The sequence below is a fragment of the Massilia aquatica genome (genome assembly GCF_011682045.1).
In the GTDB taxonomy this organism is placed as follows: domain Bacteria; phylum Pseudomonadota; class Gammaproteobacteria; order Burkholderiales; family Burkholderiaceae_D; genus Telluria_A; species Telluria_A aquatica.
On record NZ_VVIW01000003.1, the window covers coordinates 47,566 to 74,000 of the forward strand.

At 64.7% G+C, this 26,435-nt stretch carries 20 protein-coding genes and 1 other RNA gene; 19 read left to right on the top strand and 2 right to left on the bottom strand.

Annotated features, from left to right (window positions below):
• The first annotated feature begins 8 nt into the window (after positions 1-8).
• From F1609_RS06240 to F1609_RS06280, 9 genes are all read left to right on the top strand, one after another.
• Positions 9-1,307 (top strand): NAD(P)/FAD-dependent oxidoreductase, encoded by a 1,299-nt coding sequence (locus tag F1609_RS06240; RefSeq protein ID WP_167075643.1) that lies wholly within the window; start codon positions 9-11, stop codon positions 1,305-1,307.
• A complete protein-coding gene (locus F1609_RS06245) occupies positions 1,294-2,100 on the top strand; it encodes a DUF1365 domain-containing protein (RefSeq protein ID WP_167075644.1) in 807 nt (268 codons plus the stop codon). Before F1609_RS06240 ends, F1609_RS06245 begins: the two co-directional genes overlap by 14 nt.
• Entirely contained in the window at positions 2,097-3,329 is a 1,233-nt protein-coding gene (locus tag F1609_RS06250) for an SAM-dependent methyltransferase (protein ID WP_167075645.1), read from the top strand. Before F1609_RS06245 ends, F1609_RS06250 begins: the two co-directional genes overlap by 4 nt.
• Before the next feature lies 1 nt (position 3,330).
• Complete coding sequence (locus F1609_RS06255) at positions 3,331-3,873, top strand: chalcone isomerase family protein (protein ID WP_167075646.1); 543 nt, start codon at positions 3,331-3,333, stop codon at positions 3,871-3,873.
• Positions 3,870-5,117 (top strand): MFS transporter, encoded by a 1,248-nt coding sequence (locus F1609_RS06260; protein WP_167075647.1) that lies wholly within the window; start codon positions 3,870-3,872, stop codon positions 5,115-5,117. The genes F1609_RS06255 and F1609_RS06260 overlap by 4 nt, the downstream gene beginning before the upstream one ends.
• A gap of 17 nt (positions 5,118-5,134) precedes the next feature.
• Entirely contained in the window at positions 5,135-5,683 is a 549-nt protein-coding gene (locus F1609_RS06265; RefSeq protein ID WP_167075648.1) for a DUF3833 domain-containing protein, read from the top strand.
• Positions 5,680-6,447: an SDR family NAD(P)-dependent oxidoreductase gene (locus F1609_RS06270; protein ID WP_167075649.1), complete on the top strand. Its 768-nt coding sequence runs from the start codon at positions 5,680-5,682 to the stop codon at positions 6,445-6,447. The genes F1609_RS06265 and F1609_RS06270 overlap by 4 nt, the downstream gene beginning before the upstream one ends.
• A complete protein-coding gene (locus F1609_RS06275; RefSeq protein ID WP_167075650.1) occupies positions 6,444-6,878 on the top strand; it encodes a nuclear transport factor 2 family protein in 435 nt (144 codons plus the stop codon). Before F1609_RS06270 ends, F1609_RS06275 begins: the two co-directional genes overlap by 4 nt.
• Positions 6,879-6,980: 102 nt before the next feature.
• Positions 6,981-7,208: a hypothetical protein gene (locus F1609_RS06280; protein WP_167075651.1), complete on the top strand. Its 228-nt coding sequence runs from the start codon at positions 6,981-6,983 to the stop codon at positions 7,206-7,208.
• 55 nt (positions 7,209-7,263) lie between these two features.
• Here F1609_RS06280 and F1609_RS06285 read toward each other — a convergent pair whose 3' ends face one another.
• Positions 7,264-8,967: a thiamine pyrophosphate-binding protein gene (locus F1609_RS06285; protein WP_167075652.1), complete on the bottom strand. Its 1,704-nt coding sequence runs from the start codon at positions 8,965-8,967 to the stop codon at positions 7,264-7,266.
• A 191-nt stretch (positions 8,968-9,158) separates the two neighbouring features.
• On the opposite strand from F1609_RS06285, the gene F1609_RS06290 reads away from it, so the two are divergent.
• Positions 9,159-10,490 (top strand): hemolysin family protein, encoded by a 1,332-nt coding sequence (locus tag F1609_RS06290; RefSeq protein WP_167075653.1) that lies wholly within the window; start codon positions 9,159-9,161, stop codon positions 10,488-10,490.
• A 114-nt stretch (positions 10,491-10,604) separates the two neighbouring features.
• On the opposite strand, the gene F1609_RS06295 is transcribed toward F1609_RS06290, so the two are convergent.
• Positions 10,605-12,035 carry a pectate lyase family protein gene (locus tag F1609_RS06295; protein WP_167075654.1) on the bottom strand — a complete coding sequence of 477 codons (1,431 nt, stop codon included), beginning with the start codon at positions 12,033-12,035 and terminating at the stop codon, positions 10,605-10,607.
• A gap of 168 nt (positions 12,036-12,203) precedes the next feature.
• On the opposite strand from F1609_RS06295, the gene rnpB reads away from it, so the two are divergent.
• The 9 genes from rnpB to F1609_RS06370 all read left to right on the top strand — a co-directional run bounded on the left by rnpB (position 12,204) and on the right by F1609_RS06370 (position 26,434).
• Positions 12,204-12,557, top strand: an RNA gene (gene rnpB / locus F1609_RS06300) — RNase P RNA component class A.
• A 187-nt stretch (positions 12,558-12,744) separates the two neighbouring features.
• Positions 12,745-16,647 (top strand): calcium-binding protein, encoded by a 3,903-nt coding sequence (locus F1609_RS34470; protein WP_308609342.1) that lies wholly within the window; start codon positions 12,745-12,747, stop codon positions 16,645-16,647.
• Positions 16,648-16,945: 298 nt separating this feature from the next.
• Positions 16,946-19,636 carry a calcium-binding protein gene (locus F1609_RS35030; protein WP_308609343.1) on the top strand — a complete coding sequence of 897 codons (2,691 nt, stop codon included), beginning with the start codon at positions 16,946-16,948 and terminating at the stop codon, positions 19,634-19,636.
• Between the two features lie 409 nt (positions 19,637-20,045).
• Entirely contained in the window at positions 20,046-20,474 is a 429-nt protein-coding gene (gene mraZ, locus F1609_RS06345; RefSeq protein ID WP_167075656.1) for a division/cell wall cluster transcriptional repressor MraZ, read from the top strand.
• 12 nt (positions 20,475-20,486) lie between these two features.
• Entirely contained in the window at positions 20,487-21,449 is a 963-nt protein-coding gene (gene rsmH, locus F1609_RS06350; protein ID WP_167076031.1) for a 16S rRNA (cytosine(1402)-N(4))-methyltransferase RsmH, read from the top strand.
• Positions 21,446-21,718: a cell division protein FtsL gene (ftsL, locus tag F1609_RS06355; RefSeq protein WP_167075657.1), complete on the top strand. Its 273-nt coding sequence runs from the start codon at positions 21,446-21,448 to the stop codon at positions 21,716-21,718. The genes rsmH and ftsL overlap by 4 nt, the downstream gene beginning before the upstream one ends.
• A complete protein-coding gene (locus tag F1609_RS06360) occupies positions 21,715-23,499 on the top strand; it encodes a peptidoglycan D,D-transpeptidase FtsI family protein (RefSeq protein ID WP_167075658.1) in 1,785 nt (594 codons plus the stop codon). The genes ftsL and F1609_RS06360 overlap by 4 nt, the downstream gene beginning before the upstream one ends.
• An 11-nt stretch (positions 23,500-23,510) precedes the next feature.
• Positions 23,511-25,049, top strand: coding sequence for a UDP-N-acetylmuramoyl-L-alanyl-D-glutamate--2,6-diaminopimelate ligase (locus tag F1609_RS06365; RefSeq protein ID WP_167075659.1), 1,539 nt, complete (start codon positions 23,511-23,513; stop codon positions 25,047-25,049).
• Entirely contained in the window at positions 25,049-26,434 is a 1,386-nt protein-coding gene (locus F1609_RS06370; protein ID WP_167075660.1) for a UDP-N-acetylmuramoyl-tripeptide--D-alanyl-D-alanine ligase, read from the top strand. Before F1609_RS06365 ends, F1609_RS06370 begins: the two co-directional genes overlap by 1 nt.
• Position 26,435: the final 1 nt, after the last annotated feature.

Here is a 26,435-nt window from a genome sequence, read left to right on the forward strand (position 1 = left end):
GTGGATGTATGAAAATTGCAGTGATTGGGGCAGGCATTTCCGGTTTGTCGTGTGCGTACCGGCTTGTCCATGGCGGGGCGGAGGTGACCCTGTACGAGGCGGGCACTTACTTCGGTGGCCACAGCAACACCGTCGACGTCACCCTGGACGGCGTCACGCACGGTGTCGACACCGGTTTTTTGGTGTTCAACGAGCGCACCTATCCCAACTTGATTTCCCTGTTCGCCGCGCTGGGCGTGGAAACGGCGCCGAGCGACATGTCGTTTTCGGTCAAGCTGCCGCTGGGGCAGCAAGCCGGCGCGCGCGTGCTGGAATGGGCCGGCGGCAATCTCGACACCCTGTTCGCCCAGCGCGGCAACCTGCTGCGCCCGCGCTTCTTGCGCATGGTGCGCGACATCCTGCGCTTCAATCGCCACGCCACCAGCCTGGCCACCGCCAACAGCATGCCGGCCATGTCCCTGGGCGAATTCCTCGACCAGCATCATTACAGCGAGCAGTTCCGCGCTTGGTACCTGCTGCCGATGGCCGCCTGCATCTGGTCCTGTCCATCCGACCAGATGCTGGCCTTCCCGGTGGCGACCTTCATCCGCTTCTGCCACAACCACGGCCTGCTGCAGGTGAGCGACCGCCCGCAGTGGCACACCGTGCGCGGCGGCTCGCGCAATTACGTCGACAAACTGCTGGCCGCGATTCCCCAGCGCCGCCTCGCCACCCCGGTCACGTCCGTCACGCGCAACCCGGCCGGCGGCGCGCGCTCGGTGCGGGTCGACACCTCCCACGACTGCGAACAGTTCGACCATGTCGTCATGGCCTGCCACAGCGACCAGTCGCTGGCGCTGCTCAAGGATGCGCGCGAGGACGAGCGTTCGGTGCTGGCGGCGGTGCGCTACCAGCCCAACCGCGCCGTGCTGCACACGGACGCGAGCTGCCTGCCGCGCAGCCGCAAGGCCTGGGCGGCCTGGAATTACCAGAGCACGGCGTCGGCCACGCCGCAGGTGTGCGTGCATTACCTGCTCAACCAGTTGCAGCCGCTGCCTTTCAAGACGCCGGTGATCGTTTCGCTCAACCCGATCGACGAACCGAATTCGGCCCGCATCATCAAGTCCTTCGACTACGCGCACCCGGTGTTCGACGACGCCGCCGTGGCCGCGCAAGGGCGCCTGGCTGGCTTTCAGGGCCAGCAAAATACCTGGTTCGCCGGCGCCTGGACCGGCTACGGCTTCCATGAAGATGGCCTCAAGTCGGGCCTGGCCGCCGCCGCTGCCTTGACGGACCTGATGCAGGGCACGCGGCATGCTGCGGCCTGACCCGGCGCCTGCGCCACGCGCGCAGCTGTGCTTCGGCCAGGTGCGCCACACGCGCTTGCGGCCGGTGCTCAACGCCTTCGCCTATGCCACTTATTATGTGCGCCTGCCGCTGCGCGCGATGGCCGCGCAAGGCTTCGATTGCGCGCTGTTTTCGCGCAACCGCTTCAACCTGCTGTCGTTTGCCGACGCCGACCATGGCGACGGCAAGACCGCGCTGGTCGACTGGATCGACGGCCTGCTGCGCCAGGAAGGCATTCTTGACGCCGATGGCGAAGTCTGGCTGCAAACCATGCCGCGCGTGCTCGGCTTCGTGTTCAATCCGGTCTCGTTCTGGTTTTGCCACCGGCGCGACGGCGCCCTGCGCGCGCTGGTGTGCGACGTGCGCAATACCTTCGGCGAACGCCATTTCTATTTGCTCGACACCGGCGCCGACATCGCCAACGGCCAGGAACTGCACGCGCGCAAGGTGTTCCACGTCTCGCCCTTCTGCGACGTGCAGGGCGGCTACCGCTTCCGCTTCACGCACGTGGTGCGCATGCAGGATGACCAGGCCCGCGACAGCACGCTGGCCTGCATCGACTACGACGACGCCGACGGCCCGCTGCTGCAAACCAGTTTGTCCGGCAGCGCCGCGCCGATCAGCGCCGCCAGCGTGGCGCGCGCCTTCTTCGGCTTTCCGCTGATGACGGCCGGCGTGGTGGCGCGCATCCATATCCAAGCGCTGCGCCTGTGGCTGCGGCGCGTTCCGTTCTTTTCCAAACCGACTCCACCCCAACATAAGGTAACCCGATGAGCTCCCAATCCCTGCCATCGCTTGTTCCGGCCGCGCCGGGTATTCGCGCCGCCACGCCCGCGCCGTCGTCCGCCAAGGTCATTCTCAAGCTGCTCGAGAACCTCAAGCACGGCGCGCTGACATTGATCACGCCGGACGGCGCGCAGCGTCACTACGGCGACGAGTCGGTTGCGGTGATCCTGGAACTGAATAACTGGAACTGCTTTTCGGCGGCCCTGCGCTCGGGCGACATCGGCTTTGCCGAAACCTACATCGAGGGCGACTGGCAGACCAACAACCTGACCGGCCTGATCGCCCTGCTGGCGCGCAACCGCGCCGCCATCGAAACGCTGGTCTACGGCAGCTGGTGGGGCAGCCTGGCGTACCGCATCAAGCACCTCTTGAACCGCAACAGCAAGTCGGGCAGCCGCAAGAACATCCACGCCCACTACGACATCGGCAACGATTTCTACAAACTTTGGCTGGACCCGTCGATGACCTATTCGAGCGCCTTGTATACAGAGGCCAGTGGGCGCGACCTGGAACAGGCGCAGAAGGCCAAGTACCGCAGCATCCTGCGCCAGCTGGAAGTCTCGCCCGGCCAAAAGGTGCTGGAAATCGGCTGCGGCTGGGGAGGCTTTGCCGAACTGGCCGCGCGCGATGGCGAAGTCCATGTGACCGGACTGACCTTATCAAGGCAGCAGCTGGCCTACGCCAAAATCCGCCTCGACAAGGCCGGCCTGGCTGATAAAACCGACCTGCGCCTGTGCGACTACCGCGACAGCGCCGGCCAGTACGACGCGATCGCCTCGATCGAGATGTTCGAAGCGGTTGGCGAGAGCTACTGGCCAAGCTACTTCGCGTGCATCGCGCGCAATCTCAAGCAGGGCGGGCGCGCCTGCATCCAGACCATCGTGATCGCCGACGAACTGTTCGAGCGCTATCGCAAGGGCACCGACTTCATCCAGCAGTTCATCTTCCCGGGCGGGATGCTGCCGTCGCCCTCGGCCTTCGAGCGCATGGCCTTCGAACATGGCCTGATCGTCACCAGCGAGTGCCGCTTCGGCATCGATTACGCCGACACCCTGGTCGAATGGCGCAAAGCCTTCCACGCGCGCCTGGACGAGGTGCGCGCGCAGGGCTTCGACGAGCGCTTCATCCGCACCTGGGAGTTTTACCTGTGCTACTGCGAGGCCGCGTTCCGTGAAAAGAACACCGACGTCATGCACTTCACCTTGACGAAAGCCTGAGATGCTGCGCCGCCAGCTCCTGTTGTCCGCCTGTGCGCTGATGGTCGTCACGTCCGCCAGCGCAGCCCCCGGCCATATCGAAGAGCACCTGCCGCAGGCCAGGGTGGCCGGCAAGGGTACGTTTACCTGGTTCTCGCTGGCGATCTACGACGCCGAACTGTGGGTGGGCGAGAAGGGCTACCGGCTGGACGCTCCCTTTGCTGCGCCGTTTGCGCTCGACCTGCGCTACGCGCGCAAGCTCGATGGCGTCAAGATCGCCGAGGCCAGCGCCGAGCAGATGGAAAAAACCGGTGCCGGCACGCCCGCCCAGCGCGCCCAATGGCTGGCAAAAATGAAGACCATCTTCCCGGATGTGAAAGAGGGCACGCATATCAGCGGCGTGTTCCTGCCTGGCGCGGGCGCGCGCTTCTACCTTGACGGCAAGGCGCTGGCATTGGTGCCCGACCAGGACTTCGCGCGCGCCTTTTTCGGCATCTGGCTCGACCCGGCGACCACTGCCCGTTCGCTGCGCACGGCACTGCTTAAAGACGCCGCGCCGCGATGAGCCGCCTGTCGCTGGCCAAGCTGCTCTCGTACGGCCTGTTCGGCCTGCCGCTGGCGATGGTCGCGCTGCCGATCTATGTTTACCTGCCCCAGTTTTACGCCGAACGCGCCGGCCTGTCGCTGGCGCTGATCGGCGCCGTGCTGCTGGCCGCCCGCGTGGCCGCCGCCTTCATCGACCCGCTACTCGGCTGGTGGATCGAGCGCGGGCAGGGCGCTTATGCGCGCTACGTCGCATTGGCGCTGCCGCTGCTGCTGGCCGGCTTCGTGGCGCTGTTCCACCCGCCGGCGCTGGGCAGCCTGGCGACCATGGCCTGGTTTCTCGGCACGCTGATGCTGGTCTACCTTGGGTTCAGCATCGCCACCATCGCGCACCAGAGCTGGGGCGCGGCGCTGACCCAGGCGCCGCTGGAACGCGCGCGCGTGACCGGCGTGCGCGAAGCCTGCGGCCTGGCCGGCGTGGTGTTGGCCGCCGCAGTCACCGGTGCGGCCGGCTACGACGCCTTGAGTCTGGCCTTCGGCGCCACCCTGGCGGCGGGCGGCGCGCTGCTGCTGGCGCGCTCGCCGCGTCCCGTGGTCAAGGCTGCGGCGGAGGCCTTGCCCGGCTGGCGCGCCATGGCTGCCCCGTTTCGCGAAAAGCCGTTCCGGGCCTTGTTCGCGGTGCTGATCGTAAACGGCGTCGCCTCGTCGATTCCGGCCACGCTGTTCCTGTTTTTTGCGACCGACCGGCTGCAACTGGGCGCCATGTCGGCCCTGTTCCTGATTATTTACTTCGCGGCGGCGGCCTGCTCGATGCCGCTGTGGATCGCCGCCTCCGCCCGCTTCGGCGAGGCGCGCGCGTGGGCCGCCGGCATGCTGCTGGCGGCCGCCGTTTTCGTCTGGGCGTTTGGCCTCGGCGCGGGTGCGGGCATCGCCTTCGGCGTCATCTGCCTGCTCTCAGGGCTGGCGCTGGGGGCCGACCTGGCGCTGCCGCCGGCGCTGCTGGCCGGCGTGATCGCCGGCGCCGGTCATGCGGGCGGGCGCGAAGCGGCGTACTTCGGCGTGTGGAACTGGGGCGTGCAAATGACCCTGGCGCTGGCGGCCGGCATCGCCCTGCCGCTGCTGGCGTGGCTCGGCTACGTGCCCGGCGCGGGCGGTGGCAGTGGTAATGGTACTGCGGCGCTGGCTGCGGCTTACGCGCTGCTGCCGTGCGCCCTCAAATTGCTGGCCGCCGCCATGTTGTGGCGCGCGCCGCTTCGTCACTGTTAACTGAAAAGGATAGCCCCATGAAACTCCACAGGATCTTTGCCGCCGGCGCCCTGGCGCTGGCCATTGCCGGCTGCAGCACGCCCACCCCCGAGACGTATGCAAAACAGACTCCGGCGCTCGACATCACCAAGTACTTCAACGGCACGCTGGACGCGCACGGCATGTCCCAGGACCGCTCCGGGGAAGTCATCAAGCGTTTCGTGGTGCAGATGCGCTGCACGTGGAATGGCGACACCGGCATCCTCGATGAAGATTTCGTCTACTCGGACGGCACCCGCCAGAAGCGCATCTGGACCCTGACCCGCACCGGCCCGAACACCTTTACCGCCACCGCGGCGGATGTCGTCGGCAGCGCGCGCGGCACGGTGTCGGGTAATGCGCTGCGCTGGCAGTACGTGCTGGCGCTGCCGGTCGACGGCAAGGTGATCAACATGGACATGGACGACTGGATGTTCCTGATCGACGACAAGGTCATGTTGAACCGCACGGCGATGAGCAAGTTCGGCGTGAACCTGGGCAGCGTGACCCTGTCGTTCACCAAGCGCACGGGCGCGGCGCCTCAATGAACCCGCGCATCAACGAGTGGCGCGGGCAGCGCGTGTGGATGATCGGCGCCTCGACCGGGATCGGCGAAGCGGCGGCGCATCTGCTGCTTGACCTGGGCGCGCGCGTGGCGTTTTCGGCGCGTAGCGCCGACAAGCTGGAACAGACGGTGGCGGGCGAACCGCGCGCGCTGGCGCTGGCGCTCGACGTCACCGACCGGGCCAGCGTGGACATGGCCTGCCAGCGCATCGTGGCCGAATGGGGCGGCATCGACCTGGTGCTGATCGTCGCCGGCGGCTACAACGAGATGCGGGCCGACGCGATCGACCTGGCGGCGGCTAACCAGATGATCGACCTGAACCTGCGCGGCGCCTTCAACTGCCTGGACGTGGCGCTGCCGGTGTTGATCAAGCAGGGGGCGGGCGGGATCGGCATTGTGGCGTCGGTGGCCGGTTACGGCGGCCTGCCCAAGGCGCTGGTGTATGGGCCGACCAAGGCGGCGCTGATCAACCTGTCCGAGTCGCTGTACCTGGACCTGCGTTCGCGCGGGATCGCGGTATACCAGATCAATCCGGGCTTTGTCGACACGCCGCTCACGGCCAAGAACGACTTCAAGATGCCGGCGCTGATGAGCGCCGCCGACGCCGCGTATGCGATGGTGGACGGGATCGAACGGGGCGACTTTCATATTCATTTTCCGAAGCGCTTCACCAACAGCATGCGCCTGGCGCGCCTGCTGCCGTACCGCCTGTATTTCTGGCTGATCCATAAGGTGACGGGTCTATGAACCGCGCGCCGGAACTGGCACGGCTGGTGGCGTTTTACGAAGCCATCGAGCGGGCGTCGATGCGCGACCGGATCGAGCAGATCTACGCCCCCGATGCGCAGTTCAAGGACCCGTTCAACGAGGTGCGCGGGACCGGGCCGATCGTGGCGATCTTCCAGCATATGTTCGAGCAGGTCGATGAGCCCCGCTTCGTGGTGACGTCGACGGTATTGCAGGGCGACGATGCCTTTCTGACATGGGAGTTCCTGTTCCGGATGAAGCGTTTTTCAAAGGAACCGCAATGCATTCGCGGCGCCACCCGGATTCGCTTTGACGCGAGCGGAGCTGTAACGACGCACCGCGATTATTGGGACGCCGCCGAGGAGCTTTACGAGAAGCTGCCGCTGATAGGAAGCGTGATGCGCTGGCTCAAACGCGCCGTAAATAAATAGGCTGTCGGGATCGGCACACATATGCATCAATTCCCCTCAAGAATCGCTAGGCTTTTATCTGGAAAGGGTATAAATTATTACGAAACTATGACAGGAGGCAGTGTGAAAAGCCCAGAAAATTTCAGCTTGTTGATTTCGCCGGAGACGATTCATGTGGCGGGGTCGATGTGGATACGTAATGTTATCGGACTGGCGTTTATCGCCACCGTTGCATGTTTCTTTACGGCACCGGTTGCCCAGACCCAGAGTGCCTACGACCGCCCGCTGCCGATGCCAGCCGGGCTCAGTCTTGAACTGCTGCCGCAGGCACAGTTGCCCAGCCCGCAGTAATTCTTTCGTCGTTCCCGGCCTTGGCGGCCCCCTTGGCGGGAACGACGTACGTTGTTTACTTGCCGGCCTTGGCCGCTTCAGCCGTCTTGCGAATGGTTTCCAGGGTCGCGTTCGGCGTAATCAAATTCCCGTCGTAACGCAATTCGATCACTGCCGGCAGCGCATGCTCGCGCGTGTGCGCCAGCGCGCGGGCCAGTGCCGGAGCAAATTCAGCCGTGGCATTGACCACCTCGCCATGCGCACCATACGCCCTGGCCAGTTCGGCAAAGTCCGGGTTATGCAATCCGGTGCCCGATACGCGGCCCGGATAATCCCTTTCCTGGTGCATGCGGATGGTGCCGAACATGCCATTATTAAAAACAATAATAATCACGCCGGCTTTATATTGCACCGCCGTGGCCAGTTCTTGTCCATTCATCATGAACTCGCCATCGCCGGCAAATGTCACCACCGTGCGTGACGGGTCGACAATCTTGGCCGCGATGCCGGACGGGACGCTGTAACCCATCGCGCCATTGGTCGGCGCCAGCTGGGTGCGCATGCCGCCGTAGCGGTAAAAGCGGTGCGCCCAGGAAGCGTAATTGCCGGCGCCATTGGTAATGATCGTATCGCGTGGAACCTGGGCCATCAATTCCTGCACCACTTGCCACAGGTCGAGCGGGGCCTTGCCATCCTTGAAAATCGGCGGCTGTTCCTGGTAGGCGGCCAGCTCGGCCTTCGCCTCGGCCACCGTGCCGCGCCAGGCGGCGGCGTCCACCGGTTCCATCGCGGCCAGCATGGCGCAGGCTTGCGCGGCGCCGCTGTTGATCATCAGCTCAGCCTGGTAGACGCTGCCCAGTTCCTCGGCGTCGGCATGGAAATGCACCAGGCGCTGGCTTGGCACGGGCGAGGCCAGCAGGGTGTAGCCGCCGGTCGTCATTTCGCCCAGGCGCGGGCCGATAGCGATCACCAGGTCGGCATTTTTCACGCGCGCGGCCAGCTTTGGATTGATGCCGATGCCGACGTCGCCGATATAGTTGGGGTGGGCGTTGTCAAGCAGGTCCTGGAAGCGGAAGGTGCAGCCGACCGGCAGCGCGTTAGCTTCCGCAAAACGTTGCAAGTCGGCGCAGGCCTGGGCGTTCCAGCTGGCGCCGCCGAGCAGCACCACCGGGCTTTTTGCGGCGGCCAGCATCTCGCGCAGGGTGGCGATCTGGGCGGCGGAGGGCGACGCCTGCACCGGCTGGTAGCGGCGGGTGTCGGCCACGGCGGCGGTGTCGATCAGCATGTCTTCGGGCAGCGCCAGCACCACCGGGCCGGGACGGCCGCTGGTGGCCACCTGGAAGGCGCGCGCGATGTATTCGGGAATGCGGTCGGCGCGGTCGATCTGGGTGACCCACTTGGCCATCTGGCCGTACATGCGGCGGTAGTCGATTTCCTGGAAGGCTTCGCGGTCGATGAAGTCGTTGCCGACCTGGCCGATGAACAGGATCATCGGGGTCGAATCCTGGTAGGCCGTGTGCACGCCGATCGAGGCATTGGTCGCGCCCGGGCCGCGCGTGACGAAGCAGATGCCGGGTTTGCCGGTCAGCTTGCCATAGGCTTCGGCCATGAACGCGGCGCCGCCTTCCTGGCGGTTGATGATGAAGCGGATATCGGAGTCGTGCAGGGCGTCGAGCACGTCGAGGTAGCTTTCGCCGGGAACCCCGAAGGCGGTGTCGACGCCATGAATGTTGAGGGCATCGACCAGAATCTGGCCGCCACTGCGGGAAGGGTGCGTCATGGAGTCTCTGCCTGGATGGTTGAGTATGCGCCATTCTATGCGAGCCGATTGCGGCAAGCTTTTGAAATTACGACATTAAATATCACAATTTCTATCCCCGCCGGACCGCGCGCGACATTGCGCTGCCTCAAACCCGGGCCTGATGGCAGGGTTAACGTGGATGGCTCGACCTTGTCCACCGGCTGCTGTCCATGGAATTGCTGATCATCCTCGTCCTGATTTTGCTCAATGGCGTGTTCGCCATGTCCGAGCTGGCGCTGGTGTCGGCCAGGCGCGTGCGGCTCGAAAAAATGGCGGCCGGGGGCCGGGGCGGGGCGCGCACGGCCATGCAGCTGGCCGACGACCCGGGCGCTTTCCTGTCCACGGTGCAGGTCGGCATTACCCTGATCGCCATTTTTAATGGCGCCTTCGGCGAAGCCTCGCTCGCCGAGCGCCTGGCGCCGCAGGTGGCCACGGTGCCGGTGCTCGCGCCCTATGCGCGCCAGGTGGCGCTGGCGCTGGTGGTGGCCGGCATTACCCTGGTGTCGATTTTGCTTGGCGAGCTGGTGCCCAAGCGCATCGCGATCCAGTATCCGGAAGCGGTGGCGGCCCTCATCGCGCCGCCGCTGCGGGCGCTGTCGCGCGCCATGGCGCCGTTCGTGAACCTGCTCTCGGCCCTGAGCGACCTGATCATGCGCGCGCTGGGCATGGGCCGTCCGCCCGACAGCGCCCCTACCGCCGACGACATCAGCGGCATGCTGCGCGAGGGCGCCGACGCGGGCGTGCTCGACAAGACCGAGTCGGACATCGCGGCGCGCGCCCTGCGCCTGGACGACCTGCGCCTCGATGCGCTGATGACGCCGCGCGCCGCCTTGCAGCTGATCGACCTCGACGGCAAGCGCGGCGCCAACCTGGCGCGCATCGCGGCCAGCCCCTTGAGCCGCTTTCCGGTGGTGCGCGGCGATGCTTCGCAGGTGCTGGGCGTAGTCGACGCCGGCGCGCTGCTGGCCCAGGCGATTACCCATGGCGCGTGCGAGGCGATTGATATCGGCGCAGCCATGCGTCCGGTGCTGCTGGTGCCGCAAACGGTCAGCGCGCGCGGCTTGCTGGAACAGTTGCGCCAGCAAAAGGCCGAGTTGGCGCTGGTGGTCGACGAGCATGGCGAACTCAAGGGCATGGTGACCCTGGTCGACCTGATGGCGGCCCTGATCGGCGCGCCGCCCGGCGACGAGGGCGAGGCCGATGCGGTGCGGCGCGAGGATGGCAGTTGGCTGCTCGACGGTGCCATGCCGCTGGCGCGCCTGCGCGAGGTGCTCGGGGTCGGGCATGCGCTGCCGGGCGAAGCGAGCGGGGCGTATCAGACCCTGGCCGGTTTCGTGCTGGAACAGCTCGGGCATGTGCCGGCCGCGTCCGACCGTTTTGTGTGGGAACGCTATCGTTTCGAGGTGGTGGATATGGACAGGCACCGGATCGACCGGGTGCTGGTGACGCCGCCGGAAGCGGATGCGGATGCGGCCGGCGGCGCCGCGCCGGCCACGGTGTAATGATGGTCCAATGCGGCGCCTGTGCGGCGCGCCGAATGCTGCAATCACATGCTGCAATCGACGCCGCAGCCGCAGCCGGGGGCGGGCTGCGGCGCGATGCAGGACGTGCCTGGATTACCTGACGCTGAGCTTGCCGGCGCCCGCATTGCGCAGCACCGATTCGCGCACCTTGGCGGTGTCGAGCAGGGCTGGCGTATACGGCAGGGTCCAGCCGATCGCGTTGCTGAACTTGCAGCTCGCGCCGCCCAAGCCTAGTGCCGCGCCGTTCAGCAGCGAACCGCTGTCGATGATGGCGCCGGTCTTGCTGGACGAGCCCGATGCTTCGATCACATCGCCGCATTCGCTGGCGCCGATGACGTCGAAGGCGTTGTTCTGCGACACGATCTTGGCCTTGTAGCCGACGCCGATGCTGTAGTGGTGCGCGTACAGCCTGGCGTTGCGGTCGCCTTCGTAGTAATTGTTGTACACGTGAACTTTGCCGAAACGCACGCGCGGGGCGCGGCTGGTCACTTGCTTGTAGTGGTTGCCGTGGAAGGTCACGGTCAGGTGGCCGTCGTCGGCGCTGGTGCTGTCGGACGAGCCGACCAGGGTGTTTTTCTCATGCAGTTCGAACACGTTGTTCGACACGGTCACGTAGTCGGAACCGTTCTTGACATCGAGCGCGCCATCGTGGCACTGCTTGAGTTTGCCTTTTTCTGTCGGGAACTGATCATCGGTGCGCGGCGCATCGGTGAAGGTGTTGTGGTCGATCCAGACGTGGGTCGACTTGTCGATATTCACGCCGTCGTATTCCGAGTTCCAGTTGCCGCTGCTGCCGTCGGTCGGGTCCCATTTCGGCGCGATGTCGCACGGGTTGGCGATGGTCAGGTTGCGTACGACGACGTTATCGACGCCCTTGATCATGATGCGGGCGTTGACGATGCGCGCATCGCTGCCCACGCCGATCAGGGTGGTGTTCGACGGAATCGAAATCAGGCTGCGCGCGCCCTGGTCGCTGGCGCTCTTGAAGGCGCCGCCGTTGTCGCTGGCCGTCATGTCGATGGTGCCGTAGACCTTGATCTGTGCCGGCTTGCCGGCCTGGGCCTTGAGCGCCGCCAGCAACTGCGACGGCGAGCCGACCAGGTAGATCTCTTTCTGCGTCGCCGCCGCGCCGCCGCGGGTGCCGCTGCTGTAGCTGGCCCAGCCGGTTGCAGGCGCCGCTTGCGTGAGCGGATCGGTGCCGGCCGGCGGAGTGACCGGCGGAGTCACTGGCGGCGTGACCGGCGGCGTGGTGCCGTCCAGCGGCCCGACCGCGCATTTCTTGTCGACGCCCGGATACGGATCGCTGCCGAAGGTGGCGGCGGTGCACGCCACTTTGCCGCTGAGCGACTTGACCACCCATTTGTTCTTGATGCCGAACGACATCTGGCGCTTGGCAGTGCCGATATCGCAGGTGCCGCCCTGGGCGGCGCATTTCAAAAAATTCTCAGGCCAGTCGGCGGCGTGGGCGGCGGAGCTGGCCAACAGGGTGGTGCTGATCAGTGCGGCAAGAGGTAACAGTTTCATTAAAGTTTCCTTTTTAAAAATTGTCGATATTGTAATAGTTCGTATGTATGCCGGATAAGGCCACTGCAATGACTTTTTTGACATGATGCATATCGAAATTGGTATGGGTAGGAAGGGGAAATGCTTAAATTTGGTCGCGCACGGTGCGGCGCGGTACAATGGCGGTGTGAAGCAGGCCAAGACAGTCGCTGGCTGGCGCGTAATGCGTCGGCGGGAGGAAGGTCCGGACTCCATAGAGCAGGGTGACGGTTAATGGCCGTCCGCTGAAAGCCGACCGGCGCAAGCCGGGGAGTATAAGGCGAGGAATAGGGCCACAGAGACGAGCGTATTAAGTTACGGTGAAACGCGGTAACCTCCACCTGGAGCAATCCCAAATAGGCACGCGTTGAGGCGGCTCGCGGAGCGTGCGGGTAGGGAGCTTGAGCGCAGGAGTAATTCTGCGCCTAGAGGAATGGCTGTCATAGCGAATGCCTGCAAGGGTAGTCGCCGTAACAAAATCCGGCCTATCGGCCTGCTTTACACTGAATAATCCGGCGCGCAAGGCGCCGCTGACAGATCCTCGCTTGCTGCTGGCGAATTTTCCCAATTCATCTGCCCGCGCTTCCGGCGTGGCGCAGTTGCCGAACGGCGACATCAAATTTTCATATGTTGACACTCATCAATTATTTCTATAAAAGAAATGTTTCTTTATTCTTAATGGAAATTTTAGATGATCTCTGTAATTCGCAGCATTGACGACCAGTCCTCTTTCCTGATCGGAAATTCCGATAAAAACTACTTGCTCGGCAATGGTGGCGATGACCGCCTTGACGGTGGCGCCGGCAACGATACCCTGGTTGGCGGGGCGGGCAACGACACCCTCACGGGCGGCGCCGGCGACGATACCTATTTTTTCGGGCGCGGCCATGGTCGCGATCAGATCAGTGCGGATTGGGGCGCTCCGAAGGAACGTAACCTGATTCATTTCGGCGACGGCATCAATCCGGCCGACATTGTTCTGTCCAGAGCAGGCGACGACAGCCTGACCTTGTCGATTCGCGACAGTAACGACAGCGTCACCGTCAACGGGTATTTCGGCCCTGGCGCTGACCAGTTCAGTGGCGAATCGCGCCCCGCGCCGATCGCCGACATCCGTTTCGCCGACGGCACCAGCTGGGACCACGCTGACGTCTTTGGCATGCTCAATCCCGTTCAAACCTTGTCCGCCGGCGCCGACTGGTTCCAGGGAACCAATCTGGACGGCGGCGACGGCGACGACAGCTTGATGGGCGGCTATTCGGGCAGCCAGCTTGCCGGTGGCAACGGTAACGACCGCCTCGACGGCGGCGACGGCAACGATCTGCTGATCGGCGGCGCTGGCAACGACGCGCTTCAGGGCGGTCGGGGCATCAACACCTACCGTTTCAATGGCGACTGGGGGCACGACACGATTGCGGCGAGCCGCTATGGCATGCACGTGGATCTGATCGAGTTGCCCGATGTGCTGGCGGGCGCGCTGACCTTTGCGCCTTCCGGCGAAGGGAGGGATCTGCTGATCGGCGTCAAGGGCGGGACGCAAAGCATCGTCGTGACTGATTACTTCGACCCGCAATCGCCCGAGATCGCCGCGCGCGTACGCATCGTGCTGGCCGACGGCAGCAACTGGAACGCCGAGCAGTTGCGCATGTCGACCATCCTGACCGACGGTCCCGACTTGACCGGCACCGACGACGGCGACTTTCTTGCCGACGGTGCGCATAACACGCTGCTGAGCGGCGGCAACGGCAGCGACACGCTCGCGGGCGGCGAAGGCAACGATGTCCTCCTCGGCGGCGCCGGCAATGACGTCTTGTTTGACATCGCAGGCGACAACCTCTTCGACGCGGGTGCGGGCGACGCCACCTTGACCGGCGGATCCGGGGTCAATCTCTACAAGTTCGGCCGTGATGCGGGAACCTATTTGCTCCAACCCGGCCGCGACGGTACCCATATCGTGCTGTTCGGGGACGATGTCACACCAAGCGATGTGACCTTTTCCGTTGACTATTCAAGCCAGCTCAATCTCGCCATTACCGGCACCAAGGCACTGCTGCAATTTTTCGTCAACACGTTGCCCGACATCGAGCCTGGCACGCGGATCCCTGTGCAGCTCCAGTTTGCCGACGGCACCATCTGGAGCGAGGACTACATCATGAATCGACTGTACGGGGGTGACGGGGGGGACAACCTCATCAGAAGCGGCGGCGGTCTCGACGTCCTGCACGGCATGGACGGCAATGACACGCTCGAGGGCTACCGTGGCGACGACACGCTGTACGGCGGCAACGGCAACGACAGCCTGGACGGCGGCGACGGCTATGATCTCCTGGTAGGCGGCGAGGGCCGCGACGTGCTCTTCGGCCGCGAGGGCAATGACGTGCTTCAAGGCGAGGCTGGCAACGACGAGCTGTTGAGCGGCAGCGGCAACGATACGGTGCGCGGCGGCGCCGGCGATGATGAGATCTGGGAAACGGATGGCAGCAATACCTTTGTGTTTGCACCCGGCGACGGCAACGACACACTGAACATCTCGCAAAACGAAGCCAACCAGAAGAATGTGATCGTTTTCGAGGGCGGCCTCACACCGCAGGACGTCTGGGTCAGCCTGGTGAACCAGGGTGACGGTAACCGTGGCGGCACATTGATCCTGGCGTCGGGCGCGGACAGCATCACCCTCCCGAGTTACGACTATCATTATTACGGCCCGACGTCCGTTCACGAAATCCGCTTTCCCGACGGCACGGTCTGGGACCGGGATGCCATTTTCGCCCGCTCGCTGATCGGCAACGAGCGCGACAATATGCTGACGGGTGACTTCCGCGACAATGTCCTCGAAGGGAAAGGCGGCAACGACACCCTGGAGGGCAAATATGGCCACGATACCCTCTCGGGTGGAAGCGGCGACGACATGCTCGACGGCGGCGGCGATGACGCTAACACCTATCTGCTGAACCGGGGCGACGGCGCCGACATCATCCGGAGCTGGGGCGCCGGCAGCGTGATCCGTTTCGGCGCCGGCATCGGCTTCGCCGATATCGTCGCCGCGCCAGTCAGCGGTTCCATCATGCGCTTGAGCTACGGCAGCGATTCGGTCGTGATCGACCGAATCTACAGTAGTAATGTGGCCGAGGTCCTGGCGCACAGCTACCTCGAATTTGCCGGTGGCGGGCGCATTCCCCTGTCGGCTTTCGACAACCATGCACCGGTGCCTGGCTACGTCTCGGACCCGCCGCCGGCGCAAGAAGCGCAGCGTTTCGAGTTTGCCCTGCCACCCCAGATGTTCTTCGACCCGGACCAGGGCGATAGCGGCGTGATGAGCGTCGGCGCTCTGCCGGCATGGCTGGCGTTCGATCCGCTCACGCGCATCCTGAGCGGCACGCCGTCGTACAGCGATACCGGGATCGTACCGCTGACCGTGACCTGGACCGACCGGGGCGGCTTGCATGCCAGTGTCATCGTGGATCTGACCGTCAATCGGGCGGCCAGCCTGACGTTGAGCGGCGGGGCCGATGCCGACATCCTCACCGGCAAGTCGAACCACGACGACCTGCGCGGCTTCGATGGCGACGACCAGCTCAACGGCATGGGCGGCAACGATACCCTCGACGGCGGCGCCGGCAAGGACACCCTGGCCGGCGGCAGCGGCAACGACAGCTACGTCGCCGACGCCACCGATGTCATCCTCGAAGAGGTCGGCGGCGGCCTGGACCAGGTCAGCTCGGCGGCCAGCCTGACCCTGGCCGCGCACCTTGAGATCCTGACCCTGAGCGGCACCGCGCCAGCGGACGGCAGCGGCAACGCGCTCGACAATCTGCTCAAGGGCAACGCTAGCGTCAACCTGCTGCAAGGGCTCGATGGCATCGACCTGCTGCAGGGCGGCGCCGGCAATGACGGGCTCACCGATACACTTGGGCGCGCCGGCCTGCTCGACGGCGGCGCCGGCGCCGACCGCCTGGTTGGGGGCAGGGGCAATGACCTGTTCATCGGCGGCAAGGGCGCCGACACCATTACCACCGGTGGCGGTCAGGACATCATCGTTTTCAACCGCGGCGATGGCGTCGACACCGTCATCGGCACGGGCGGGGCCGACAATACCTTGTCGCTGGGCGGCGCGATCAGCTACGCCGACCTGCTGTTGACCAAGTCCGGTAACGACCTGGTCCTGACCACCGGGGTGGCCGAGCAGATCGTGCTCAAGGGCTGGTATGCGGCGCCGGGCAACGCCAGCGTCGGCACCTTGCAAGTCGTTACCGCCGCTTCCAGCGACTACCATCCTGGCGCGCTGAGCCAGATCAACGATAACAAGATCGAACAGTTCGACTTCATCGCCATGGTGGCGCGCTTCGATCAGGCGCGTGCCGACGGCGCCACGGCCTGGAGCGCGTGGACGACGCTCGAGCGATTCCACCGTGGCGGCAGCGACACGGCGGCCATCGGCGGCGACATCGCTTTCCAGTACGCCCTCAACGGCAACCTGGCCAATGTCGGTGCGGCGCCGGCGCTCGCCATCGTGGGCAGCAGTGGTTTCGGCGGCGCGGCGCAGGAATTCCTGCCAGGCGCCAGCCTGAACGACGGCTCGCCGCTGCTGTACTGATCCACGCAGGTTCTTCATCAACGGCCATTCCCGTTCGGGAATGGCCTTCTTCCGCCGCCCGTTCAGCCGCGCTGCTGCGCGGGCGCGCAACAGAATGCTCACATCACCGTCGATTTCTTCACAATGTATTGACAATCATTCTATATTTCTATAAAACAAATATTTTTAAACTTTATCGAAAGCAATGTTCATGAACGGTCTTCCTGTTGGCGTCAATCAAGTTTATGTTTATGGAAACAATTCTCAGCAAATCCTGCCGCGCTATAACGTCACGCCTGGCACCCATGATGTTCTGTGGATGCTCGATTGCAACCCGGACGACGTGATCGTCGAGCGCCGCGATAACGATCTGCTCATCGCCGACCGCAGTGGAGGACGCCACTTGACCATCGACGCCTACTTCGTCAAGCAGGGAGGCGAGACCAATACCGTACAGCCCCATCTCATCGAAGAAATTCGCTTCGCCAACGGCATGCGCTGGGACGCGGAAGCGGTGCTGGCCCGGACCTTGCTGTCCTATAAGCCGTTCACGCAGCTCGACGATGGCGATAACGTCATGGAGACCTTCATGCCGCTCGACGCGGGTGGCGGCAACGACGAGATCCGCAGCCTCGCCAATGCCAATCTGCTGAGCGGCGGCAGCGGCAATGACACCTTGCACGGCGGCAGCGGCGCCGACGTGCTGCGCGGCGGCACCGGCAACGACAAGCTCAACGGCGGCGCGGGCGACGATGTCCTTGCCGGCGGCGCGGGCAACGACCTGCTCGATAGCGGGACCGGCAACGACACCATTCAGTTCGGCCGCGGCGACGGCCGCGACACCTTGCTGACGGCGCATGGGTTCGGAGTGGCGGGCAAGACCATCGCGCTGGCGGCAGGCATCGTGCCCGGCGCCGTCGGACTCATCCGGGATGGCAATGACCTGGTCATCGAACTCAAAGGCAGCGCCGATGCCCTGACCGTGAGCGGCTTCTTCGAGATGTCGCGTTTTGACATCCAGATCCGCTTCGCCGACAGCAGCGTATGGAGCGGCGAGCGCATCGCCGAGCTGGCCAAGTTGTATACTGCCCCTGCCATGATTGACAGTGATGAGAGTAACCACATCACGGCCAGCGACAGGGGCCAGGTGTTAAATGGCATGGGCGGCCACGACCGGCTGACCGGCGGTACGGGCGCGGATGTGCTGATCGGCGGCACTGGCGACGATACCCTGGCTGGCGGCGCCGGCGACACCGTCGATGCCGGTGCGGGCTTCGACATCATCACGATCGACGGCGCGGCCACCGTATTGGTCGGGCGCGACTCGGATTTCGACAATCTCCTGCTGCAAGGGCCGCAAGCGAAGGCCAATGTCGTTTTCGGCGCGGACATCAAGCCCTCCGATCTGCGCATGGAAATCAATCCACCCAACATGAGTTTGCTGGCCGTTTCGTGGAACGACCCCATGTCGGACCGACCGCTGAACTTGCGCATTGACAGCGATGTCGACTACGGCCCCACCCGCCTGCCGGCGCTGACCTTCACGTTTGCCGACGGCACCGTGCTCGACAGCGGCGTGATCCGCGCGCTGGCGCTGGGAAGGGACAATATGATGCCAATGGTCACCGCCGCGCTGCCCGACATGGCGACCGAAGACTCTTTGCCGTTCAGTCTGGTTCTTCCCACCGACCTGTTTCGCGACGAGGATGACGACGGCGTCAGCCTCATGACCGTGCTGGACATGCCCCGCTGGCTCAGTTTCGACCGTGCCACCCGCACCCTGAGCGGCACCCCCGAGCTGTTCGACGCTGGTGAAACGCGCCTGACGGTGGGCTTGATCGACAGCAGCGGCAACTTTGCCAGGACCGAATTCAAGCTGACCGTGACGCGCGCCGCCAGCGTGAACCTGACGGGCACGGCGGACGCGGATGTTCTGAGCGGGAAGTCAAACCACGACAGCCTGCGCGGCCTGGCCGGCGACGACCTCCTCACTGGCATGGAGGGCAACGACACCCTCGACGGCGGCGCCGGCAAGGACACGCTGGTGGGCGGGGAAGGCAACGACAGCTACAGCGTCGACGACGCCGGCGACGTCATCGTCGAGACGGACTGGGCAAGCCTCGACCATGTCACCTCGAGCGTCAGCCTGACCCTGCCGGATCGCGTCGAGCTGCTGACACTGGCCGGCACGGCGCCGCTCAACGGCAACGGCAACGCGCTCGATAATCTGCTCAAGGGCAACGCTGGCGTCAACCTGCTGGACGGCCTGGACGGCATCGACCTGCTGCAGGGCGGCGCTGGCAACGACGGGCTCACCGACACGCTTGGCCGCGCCAGCCTGCTCGACGGCGGGGCCGGCATCGACCGCCTGGTGGGCGGCAGCGGCAACGACCTGTTCATTGGCGGCAAGGGCGCCGACACCATCACCACCGGCAGCGGCCAGGACATGATCGTCTTCAATCGCGGCGACGGCGTCGACACTGTCATCGGCACGGCCGGCGCAGACAATACCCTGTCGCTGGGCGGCGGGATCGGCTACGCCAACCTGCTCTTGACCAAGTCCGGCAACGACCTGGTCCTGACCACCGGGGTGGCCGAGCAGATCGTGCTCAAGGGCTGGTACGCGGCGCCGGGCAACGCCAGCGTCGGCACCTTGCAGGTCGTTACCGCCGCTTCCAGCGACTACCATCCTGAAGCGCTGAGCCCGATCAACGACAACCTGGTCGAGCAGTTCGACTTCATCGCCATGGTGGGGCGCTTCGACCAGGCGCGTGCCAACGGCGCGACGGCCTGGAGCGCGTGGACCACGCTTGAGCAATTCCATCGTGGCGGCAGCGACACGGCGGCCATCGGCGCCGACCTGGCTTACCAGTATGCGCTCAACGGTAACCTTGCCAATGTTGGCGCAGCGGTGGCGATCGCCATTGTCGGCAACAGCGGTTTCGGCAGCGCGGCGCAGGAATTCTTGCCCGCATCCAGCCTGAACGACGGCTCGCCACTGCTGTACTGATCCGCAGCCTGCCCGCAGCGCTGGCCGGCTGCGGGCTTCCTAGCACACTCCACCGTCCACACACCGGACAAATCACTCATCCGTTGCGCAAAAGTAAGCAGATGTAATTTATTTAAGTCTTGTTGTGTCCGGCAAACCCATGTGTATAGATGAGGTTGAACATTCACTGTACTGCCTAAGTCTCTAATTTTTCGACATATTTTGCTTTGAAGATCCTTCAAGGTAATGCGCTAAGTCCTTGACTTCATTAACAAAATTCCCTTTTAGCACGATTGAAAGCGCTTGACCGTCCAGATGGCTTCATCTAAAGTGGGCAACTGTGTGAAAAAGTGTAGTTTTGTGGGATGAAATCCATGTTTCTAGCGCCAAGACACCGACTTCATCATAAACTTTTCCAAGTAGGTAACTCGTGTTTCAAGGCGCGTCCGCAATCAATCTCGATGCGAAAGGCAGGATGTCCATTCCCGCCAAGCATCGCGACGCACTCGCAGTCCAGTGCGAAGGCCGCCTCACGCTTACCCGCCACCCGCACGGGTGCCTGCTGTTTTTTCCGCGTCCGGTGTGGGAATCGCACCGCGAGCAGATCGCCGCCTGGCCGATGTCGGCCCGCGCGTGGCAGCGTATTTTCCTCGGCAACGCTTGCGATGTCGAGCTCGATTCCGCCGGGCGCGTCCTGATCGCGCCCGAACTGCGCAGTGCTGTCGGCCTCACCCGTGAGGTCATGCTGCTTGGCATGGGCAGCCATTTCGAAATCTGGGATGCCGCCAAACTGGCCGAAGACGAGCAAGCCGCCGTCGCCGGTGGCATGCCCGATGTCTTATCTAATTTTTCTTTCTAAGGCGCGCCGATGATGAATGTGGTGGCGGTGCCGGAATTTCAGCACCGGACGGTGTTGCTGGACGAAGCGGTCGATGCGCTCGACCTGACAGGCGTACGCGCCGATGGCACTTATATAGACGGGACCTTCGGTCGCGGTGGACACAGCCGCCTGATCCTGTCGCGGCTGGGGCCGAACGGGCGCCTGTTTGCCTTCGACAAGGACTTGCAGGCAATTGCCACGGCCGGCCAGATTACTGATCCGCGCTTCGAGATCGTGCACGACAGTTTCGCCACCATGGCCCAGGCCCTGGCGGCGCGCGGCGTGGCGCAGGTGGACGGCATCCTGCTGGATCTTGGCATTTCCTCGCCGCAGGTGGACGACGCCGCGCGCGGTTTCAGCTTCCGCAATGACGGCCCGCTCGACATGCGCATGGACACCACGCGCGGCGTTTCCGCCGCCGAGTGGCTGGCCAGCGAGACTGAACAACAATTGGAAAGGGTCATTCGGGATTATGGGGAAGAACGGTTTGCTTTTCAGATTGCAAAGGCGATTGTTGCTCGCCGGGCAGTCGAACCAATTTCAAGCACACGACAGCTTGCCGGCATCGTGGCAAACGCGGTTAAAACCCGGGAGAAGGGCAAGGATCCGGCCACTCGGACCTTTCAGGCTATCCGGATTTTCATCAATAAAGAGCTTGAAGACCTTGAAACAGGCTTGAGCGCGGCCTACGCCATGCTCGCGCCGGGCGCGCGGATCGCCATCATCAGCTTCCATTCGCTGGAAGACCGCATGGTCAAGCAGTTCCTGGCCAGCAAGGTCAAGGTCGAGCAGCCCGATCGCCGCCTGCCGATCCGCGCGGTCGACCTGCCGCAGCCGCTGATGAAGCTGGTCAAGAAGATGAAGCCGTCCGACGGCGAGGTTGAAGGCAATCCGCGCTCGCGCTCGGCCGTGATGCGGGTGGCCGAACGGCTGCCAGCGCGGAGTGTTGCGTGAACAGCAAGATCAACATCGTGCTCGCCGCCCTGCTGGTCGGCTGCGCTTTGTCGCTGGTTAACGCCCAGTTCCAGGCGCGCAACCTGTTCATCGAGCTGGGCAAGCTCGAACACCAGGCGCGCCAGCTCGACATCGACTGGGCCCAGTTGCAGCTCGACCAGTCGACCCTGGGCACCAACGCGCGCATCGAACAGATCGCGCGCGACAAGCTCGACATGACGCCGCTGACCCCGGCGCGCACGCAGTACCTGACGGAAGGGGCGCAATGAAACGCGGTAACAGTGGTGCGGCAGGCGCGCGGGTAGCGGCCTCGAAAGGCGTATCGTTCTCGAAAAGCCCGGTGCTGGCAGTCAGCCTGCCTACCTGGCGTTCGCGCGTCGTGCTGTTCGTGCTGTTCGCCTCCTTCGTGGCGCTGGCCGGACGCGCCATGTGGCTGCAAACCGTGTCCAACGAATTTTTGATCGGGCAGGGCAAGAACCGCTACGAGCGCACCATCGAACTGCCGGCCACGCGCGGGCGCATCCTCGACCGCAACGGCCAGGTGCTGGCGTCCTCGGTGCCGGTCAAGGCGGTGTGGGCGATTCCCGAAGACGTGCTCGAGTCGCCGCCGGAAAAACTGCGCGCGCTGGCCGGGCTGCTCGACATGAGCGACGCCGACCTGCGCAAAAAACTCGATTCCGACCGCACCTTCGTGTACCTCAAGCGCCAGGTCGAAATGCCGGTGATCGACCAGATCGCCAAACTGGGCATCAAGGGCCTCGACACGCGCAAGGAATACAAGCGCTTCTATCCGCAGGGCGAAATCGCGACCCACCTGGTCGGGTTCACCAACGTCGAAGACGCCGGCCAGGAAAGCATGGAACTGGCCCAGCAAAAGAACCTGGTGGGCACCACCGGCAGCCGCCGCGTGATCAAGGACCGCCTCGGCCAGATCGTCGAAGACGTGGGCCTGTCGAAAGAGCCGCACGACGGCAAGGACCTGACCCTGTCGGTCGACAGCAAGCTGCAATACATCGCCTTTAACCAGGTGAAGGAAGCCGTGGCCAAGTTCAAGGCCAAGGCCGGCGCCGCCGTGGTGCTGGACGTGAAAACCGGCGAAGTGCTGGCGCTGGCCAACTGGCCGACCTACGACCCCAACGACCGCAAGGGCCTGACCGGCGCGCAGTTGCGCAACCGCGTCATCACCGATACCTTCGAGCCGGGTTCGACCCTGAAACCATTTACCGTGGCGCTGGCGCTCGACAGCGGGCGCGTCACGCCCACCACCCGCATCGATACCGGCGCCGGGCGCTTCGTGATCAACGGCGCGCCGATTTCCGACACCAAGGCGCACGGCGTGATCACGGTCTCCGAGATCGTCGAAATGTCGTCCAATATCGGCACCTCCAAACTGGCGCTGTCGATGCCGCCGCGCGAAATGTGGGAGATGTTTACCGAAGTCGGTTTCGGCCAGCAGCCCAAGTTCGGCTTCCCGGGCGCGGTGGCCGGGCGCGTGCGTCCGTATAAATCGTGGCGTCCGGTGGAACAGGCCACCATGAGCTACGGGAACGGCATCTCGGTCTCGCTGCTGCAGCTCGCGCGTGGCTACATGATGTTCGCGCGCGACGGCGACACCATTCCGCTGTCGTTCCAGAAAATCACCGAGCCGCCGGTCGGGCACCAGATCATCAAGCCGAAAACCGCGCGCCAGATGCGCGAGATGCTCGAACTGGTGGTCTCGGGCGCGCACGGCACCGCCAAGCAGGCGCGCGTGGCCGGCTACCGCGTGGGCGGCAAGACCGGTACCGCCTACAAGGTCGAAAACGGCAAGTACGCGATTCCGCGCAAGTACATCGGCTCCTTTGTCGGCATGGTGCCGATGTCGAACCCGCGCTTCATCATCGCCGTCATGATCGACGAACCGACCGCCATTGGCCACTTCGGCGGCATTGTGGCGGCGCCGACGTTTGCCGCGCTGGCCGCCAACGCGCTGCGCGCACTGAATATTCCGCCCGATTCGGACGTGACCGAAATCGTCGCGCCGAACGACGGCTCCGGGGAGGTGATGTAGTGACTCAAATAATGCTGTCTTTGAATCCGCAGCAGGTCTGCACCTGGATTGCCGAGGCCGCCGCTGGCGCCAGGGTGGTCTCCGACTCGCGCCGCGTCAAGCCGGGCGACGTGTTCTTCGCCTATCCGGGCGACGCCGCCGACGGCCGCGCCTATATCGCCACGGCGATCGGGCAGGGCGCCGCCGCCATCGTGTACGACGACCGAGATTTTGCCTGGAACGACGCCTGGAACGTGCCGCACCTGGCCGTGCCTGACCTGAAGGCGCAGGCCGGTCCGATCGCGCACGCCTGCTATCACATGCCAGACAGCGCCATGTTTACCGTCGGCGTCACCGGCACCAACGGCAAGACCTCGTGCGCGGTCTGGCTCGGCCAGGCCTTTGCGCGCCTGGGCGACACGGCGGCCGTCATCGGCACGCTCGGCGTGGGCCTGTTTTCCGGGCGCGGTGACGTCGAGTACGACGTCACCGGCTACACCACGCCCGACGCGGTGCTGCTGGCCGAAAAACTGGCCGGCGTGCGCGATGCGGGCGCCACTGCGCTGGCGATTGAGGTAAGCTCCATCGGGCTCGGGCAAGGCCGTACGCTGGGCATGCATTTCGACGTTGCGTTGTTTACCAACCTGACGCGCGACCACCTCGATTATCACGGCACCATGGAAAGCTACGAAGCGGCGAAAGCAACGCTGTTCGCGTGGCCAGGATTAAAAACAGCAGTGCTTAACCTCGACGACCCGGCAGGACAACGCCTGGTCAACCAACTGACCTCCCAGCCCGGCGGCCCTTCCGTGACCGGCTACACCCTGCGCGACGTGGCCACCCAGCCCGACGTCGCCGGCGTGACCATGCTGCGCGCCTCGCAGTTCCGCAGCCGCCACGCGGGCACCGAATTCCATCTCGATTCCCCGCTCGGCGGCGCCCAGGTCAAGACCCGCCTGGTGGGTCGTTTCAATATCAGCAATGCGCTGGCGGTCCTCGGTGCGCTGCTGGCCAAGGGCGTGGCCTTGCGCGCCGCGCTCGACGCCATCGAAGCGCTCACGCCGGCCCCGGGCCGCATGCAGCAGATCGGCGGCCAGGATGCGCCGATGGTGGTGATCGACTACGCCCACACGCCGGACGCGCTCGAGCAAACCCTCGGCGCGCTGCGCCAGGTGGCGCACGAACGCGGCGGCCAGCTGTGGTGCGTGTTCGGCTGCGGCGGCGACCGCGATCCGGGCAAGCGAGCGCAAATGGGCGCGATTGCGCAGATCGCCGAACATGTGCTGGTCACCAGCGACAACCCGCGCAGCGAAGATCCGGCCGCCATTATCAAGCAGATCGTCGCCGGCATGGACGCTGCGCATCCGACCTCGCGCTTCCAGGCGATCGAAGACCGCGCCGCCGCGATCCTCTCGGCCGTCAAGCACGCGGCCAAGCCGGACGTGATCCTGCTGGCCGGTAAGGGCCATGAACCGTACCAGGAAATCAAGGGCCGCAAGATGCCGTTTTCCGACGCCGACCACGCCGCGCTGGCGCTGGCCGCGCGCGTGACCATGATGAGGACCAACTGATGCACGGCACGCTCGCACAACTGGCCGCGTCCATTTCCGGCGCGCGCATGACGGCCGACGCCAGCTTTACCAGCGTCTCGACCGACAGCCGCAGCGCCGGTCCTGGTGCGCTGTTCGTCGCCTTGCGCGGCGAGACCTTCGACGCCCACGACTTCCTGGCGCAAGTGGCGGCCGGCGGCGCCGCTGCCGTGGTGGTGGACAGCCTGCCGGATGGCTGGACCCTGCCGGCCATCGTGGTGCCCGATACGCTGGTGGCCCTGGGCCGCATCGCCAACCACTGGCGCGCGCAGTATGGCATTCCGGTGATCGGCGTCACCGGCAGCAACGGCAAGACCACGGTCAAGGAAATGATCGCCGCGATCCTGGCGGCCGGCCTGTCGGAAGACGCGCGCCTGGCCACGCGCGGCAACCTGAATAACGAAATCGGCGTGCCGCTGACCCTGATGCGTCTTGGCGCCGGGCACAAGGCGGCCGTGATCGAACTGGGCATGAACCACCCGGGCGAGATCGCGCGCCTCGCCGCGATTGCCGCGCCGACCATCGGCCTGGTAAACAACGCCCAGCGCGAGCACCAGGAATTCATGCACACCGTGGAAGCGGTGGCGCTGGAAAATGGCGCCGTGCTGGCTGGCTTGCCGCTCGATGGCGTGGCCGTGTTCCCCGGCGACGACGAATACAGCGCGCTGTGGCGCGGCCTGGCCGCCGGCCGCACCTGCATCACCTTTGGTTTTGACGCCGCATGCAACGTCAGCTGCGCGCAGCGCGCCGCCGATTTCGGCAGCGAACTCGATGTGAGCGTGCGCATCGACGGCGCGCCGCTGCGCACTTTTAACGTCAAGCTGGCCGCAGCCGGCCTGCACAATGTGCGCAACGCGCTCGCGGCGATCGCCTGCACCATCGCCGCTGGTATTGCGCCGGACGCGGTGGCGCGCGGCCTGGCCGCCTTCGAACCGGTCAGCGGACGCCTGCAACGCAAAGAGGCCGCCTGCGGCGCCACCGTCATCGACGACACCTACAACGCCAACCCGGATTCGGTGCGCGCCGCCATCGATGTGCTGGCGCAGGCGGGTGCGCCGCGCATCCTGGTGCTGGGCGACATGGGCGAAGTCGGCACGCAGGGGCGCGAGTTTCACGAAGAAATCGGCGCCTACGCGGCCGCGCGCGGCATCGACACGGTGCTCGTCACCGGCGAACTGACGCGCCACATGGCCGCCTCGGGCGCACAGCATTACACGCAGTTCGACGAATTATTGGCAGCACTCGATTCTCAATTGGGCAGCAAATCTGACGCGACTGTTCTGGTGAAAGGCTCGCGTTTCATGAAAATGGAACGGGTCGTCGCTCACCTGGCCGGATCACACAACACAAGTAAGGAAGCCCACTAAC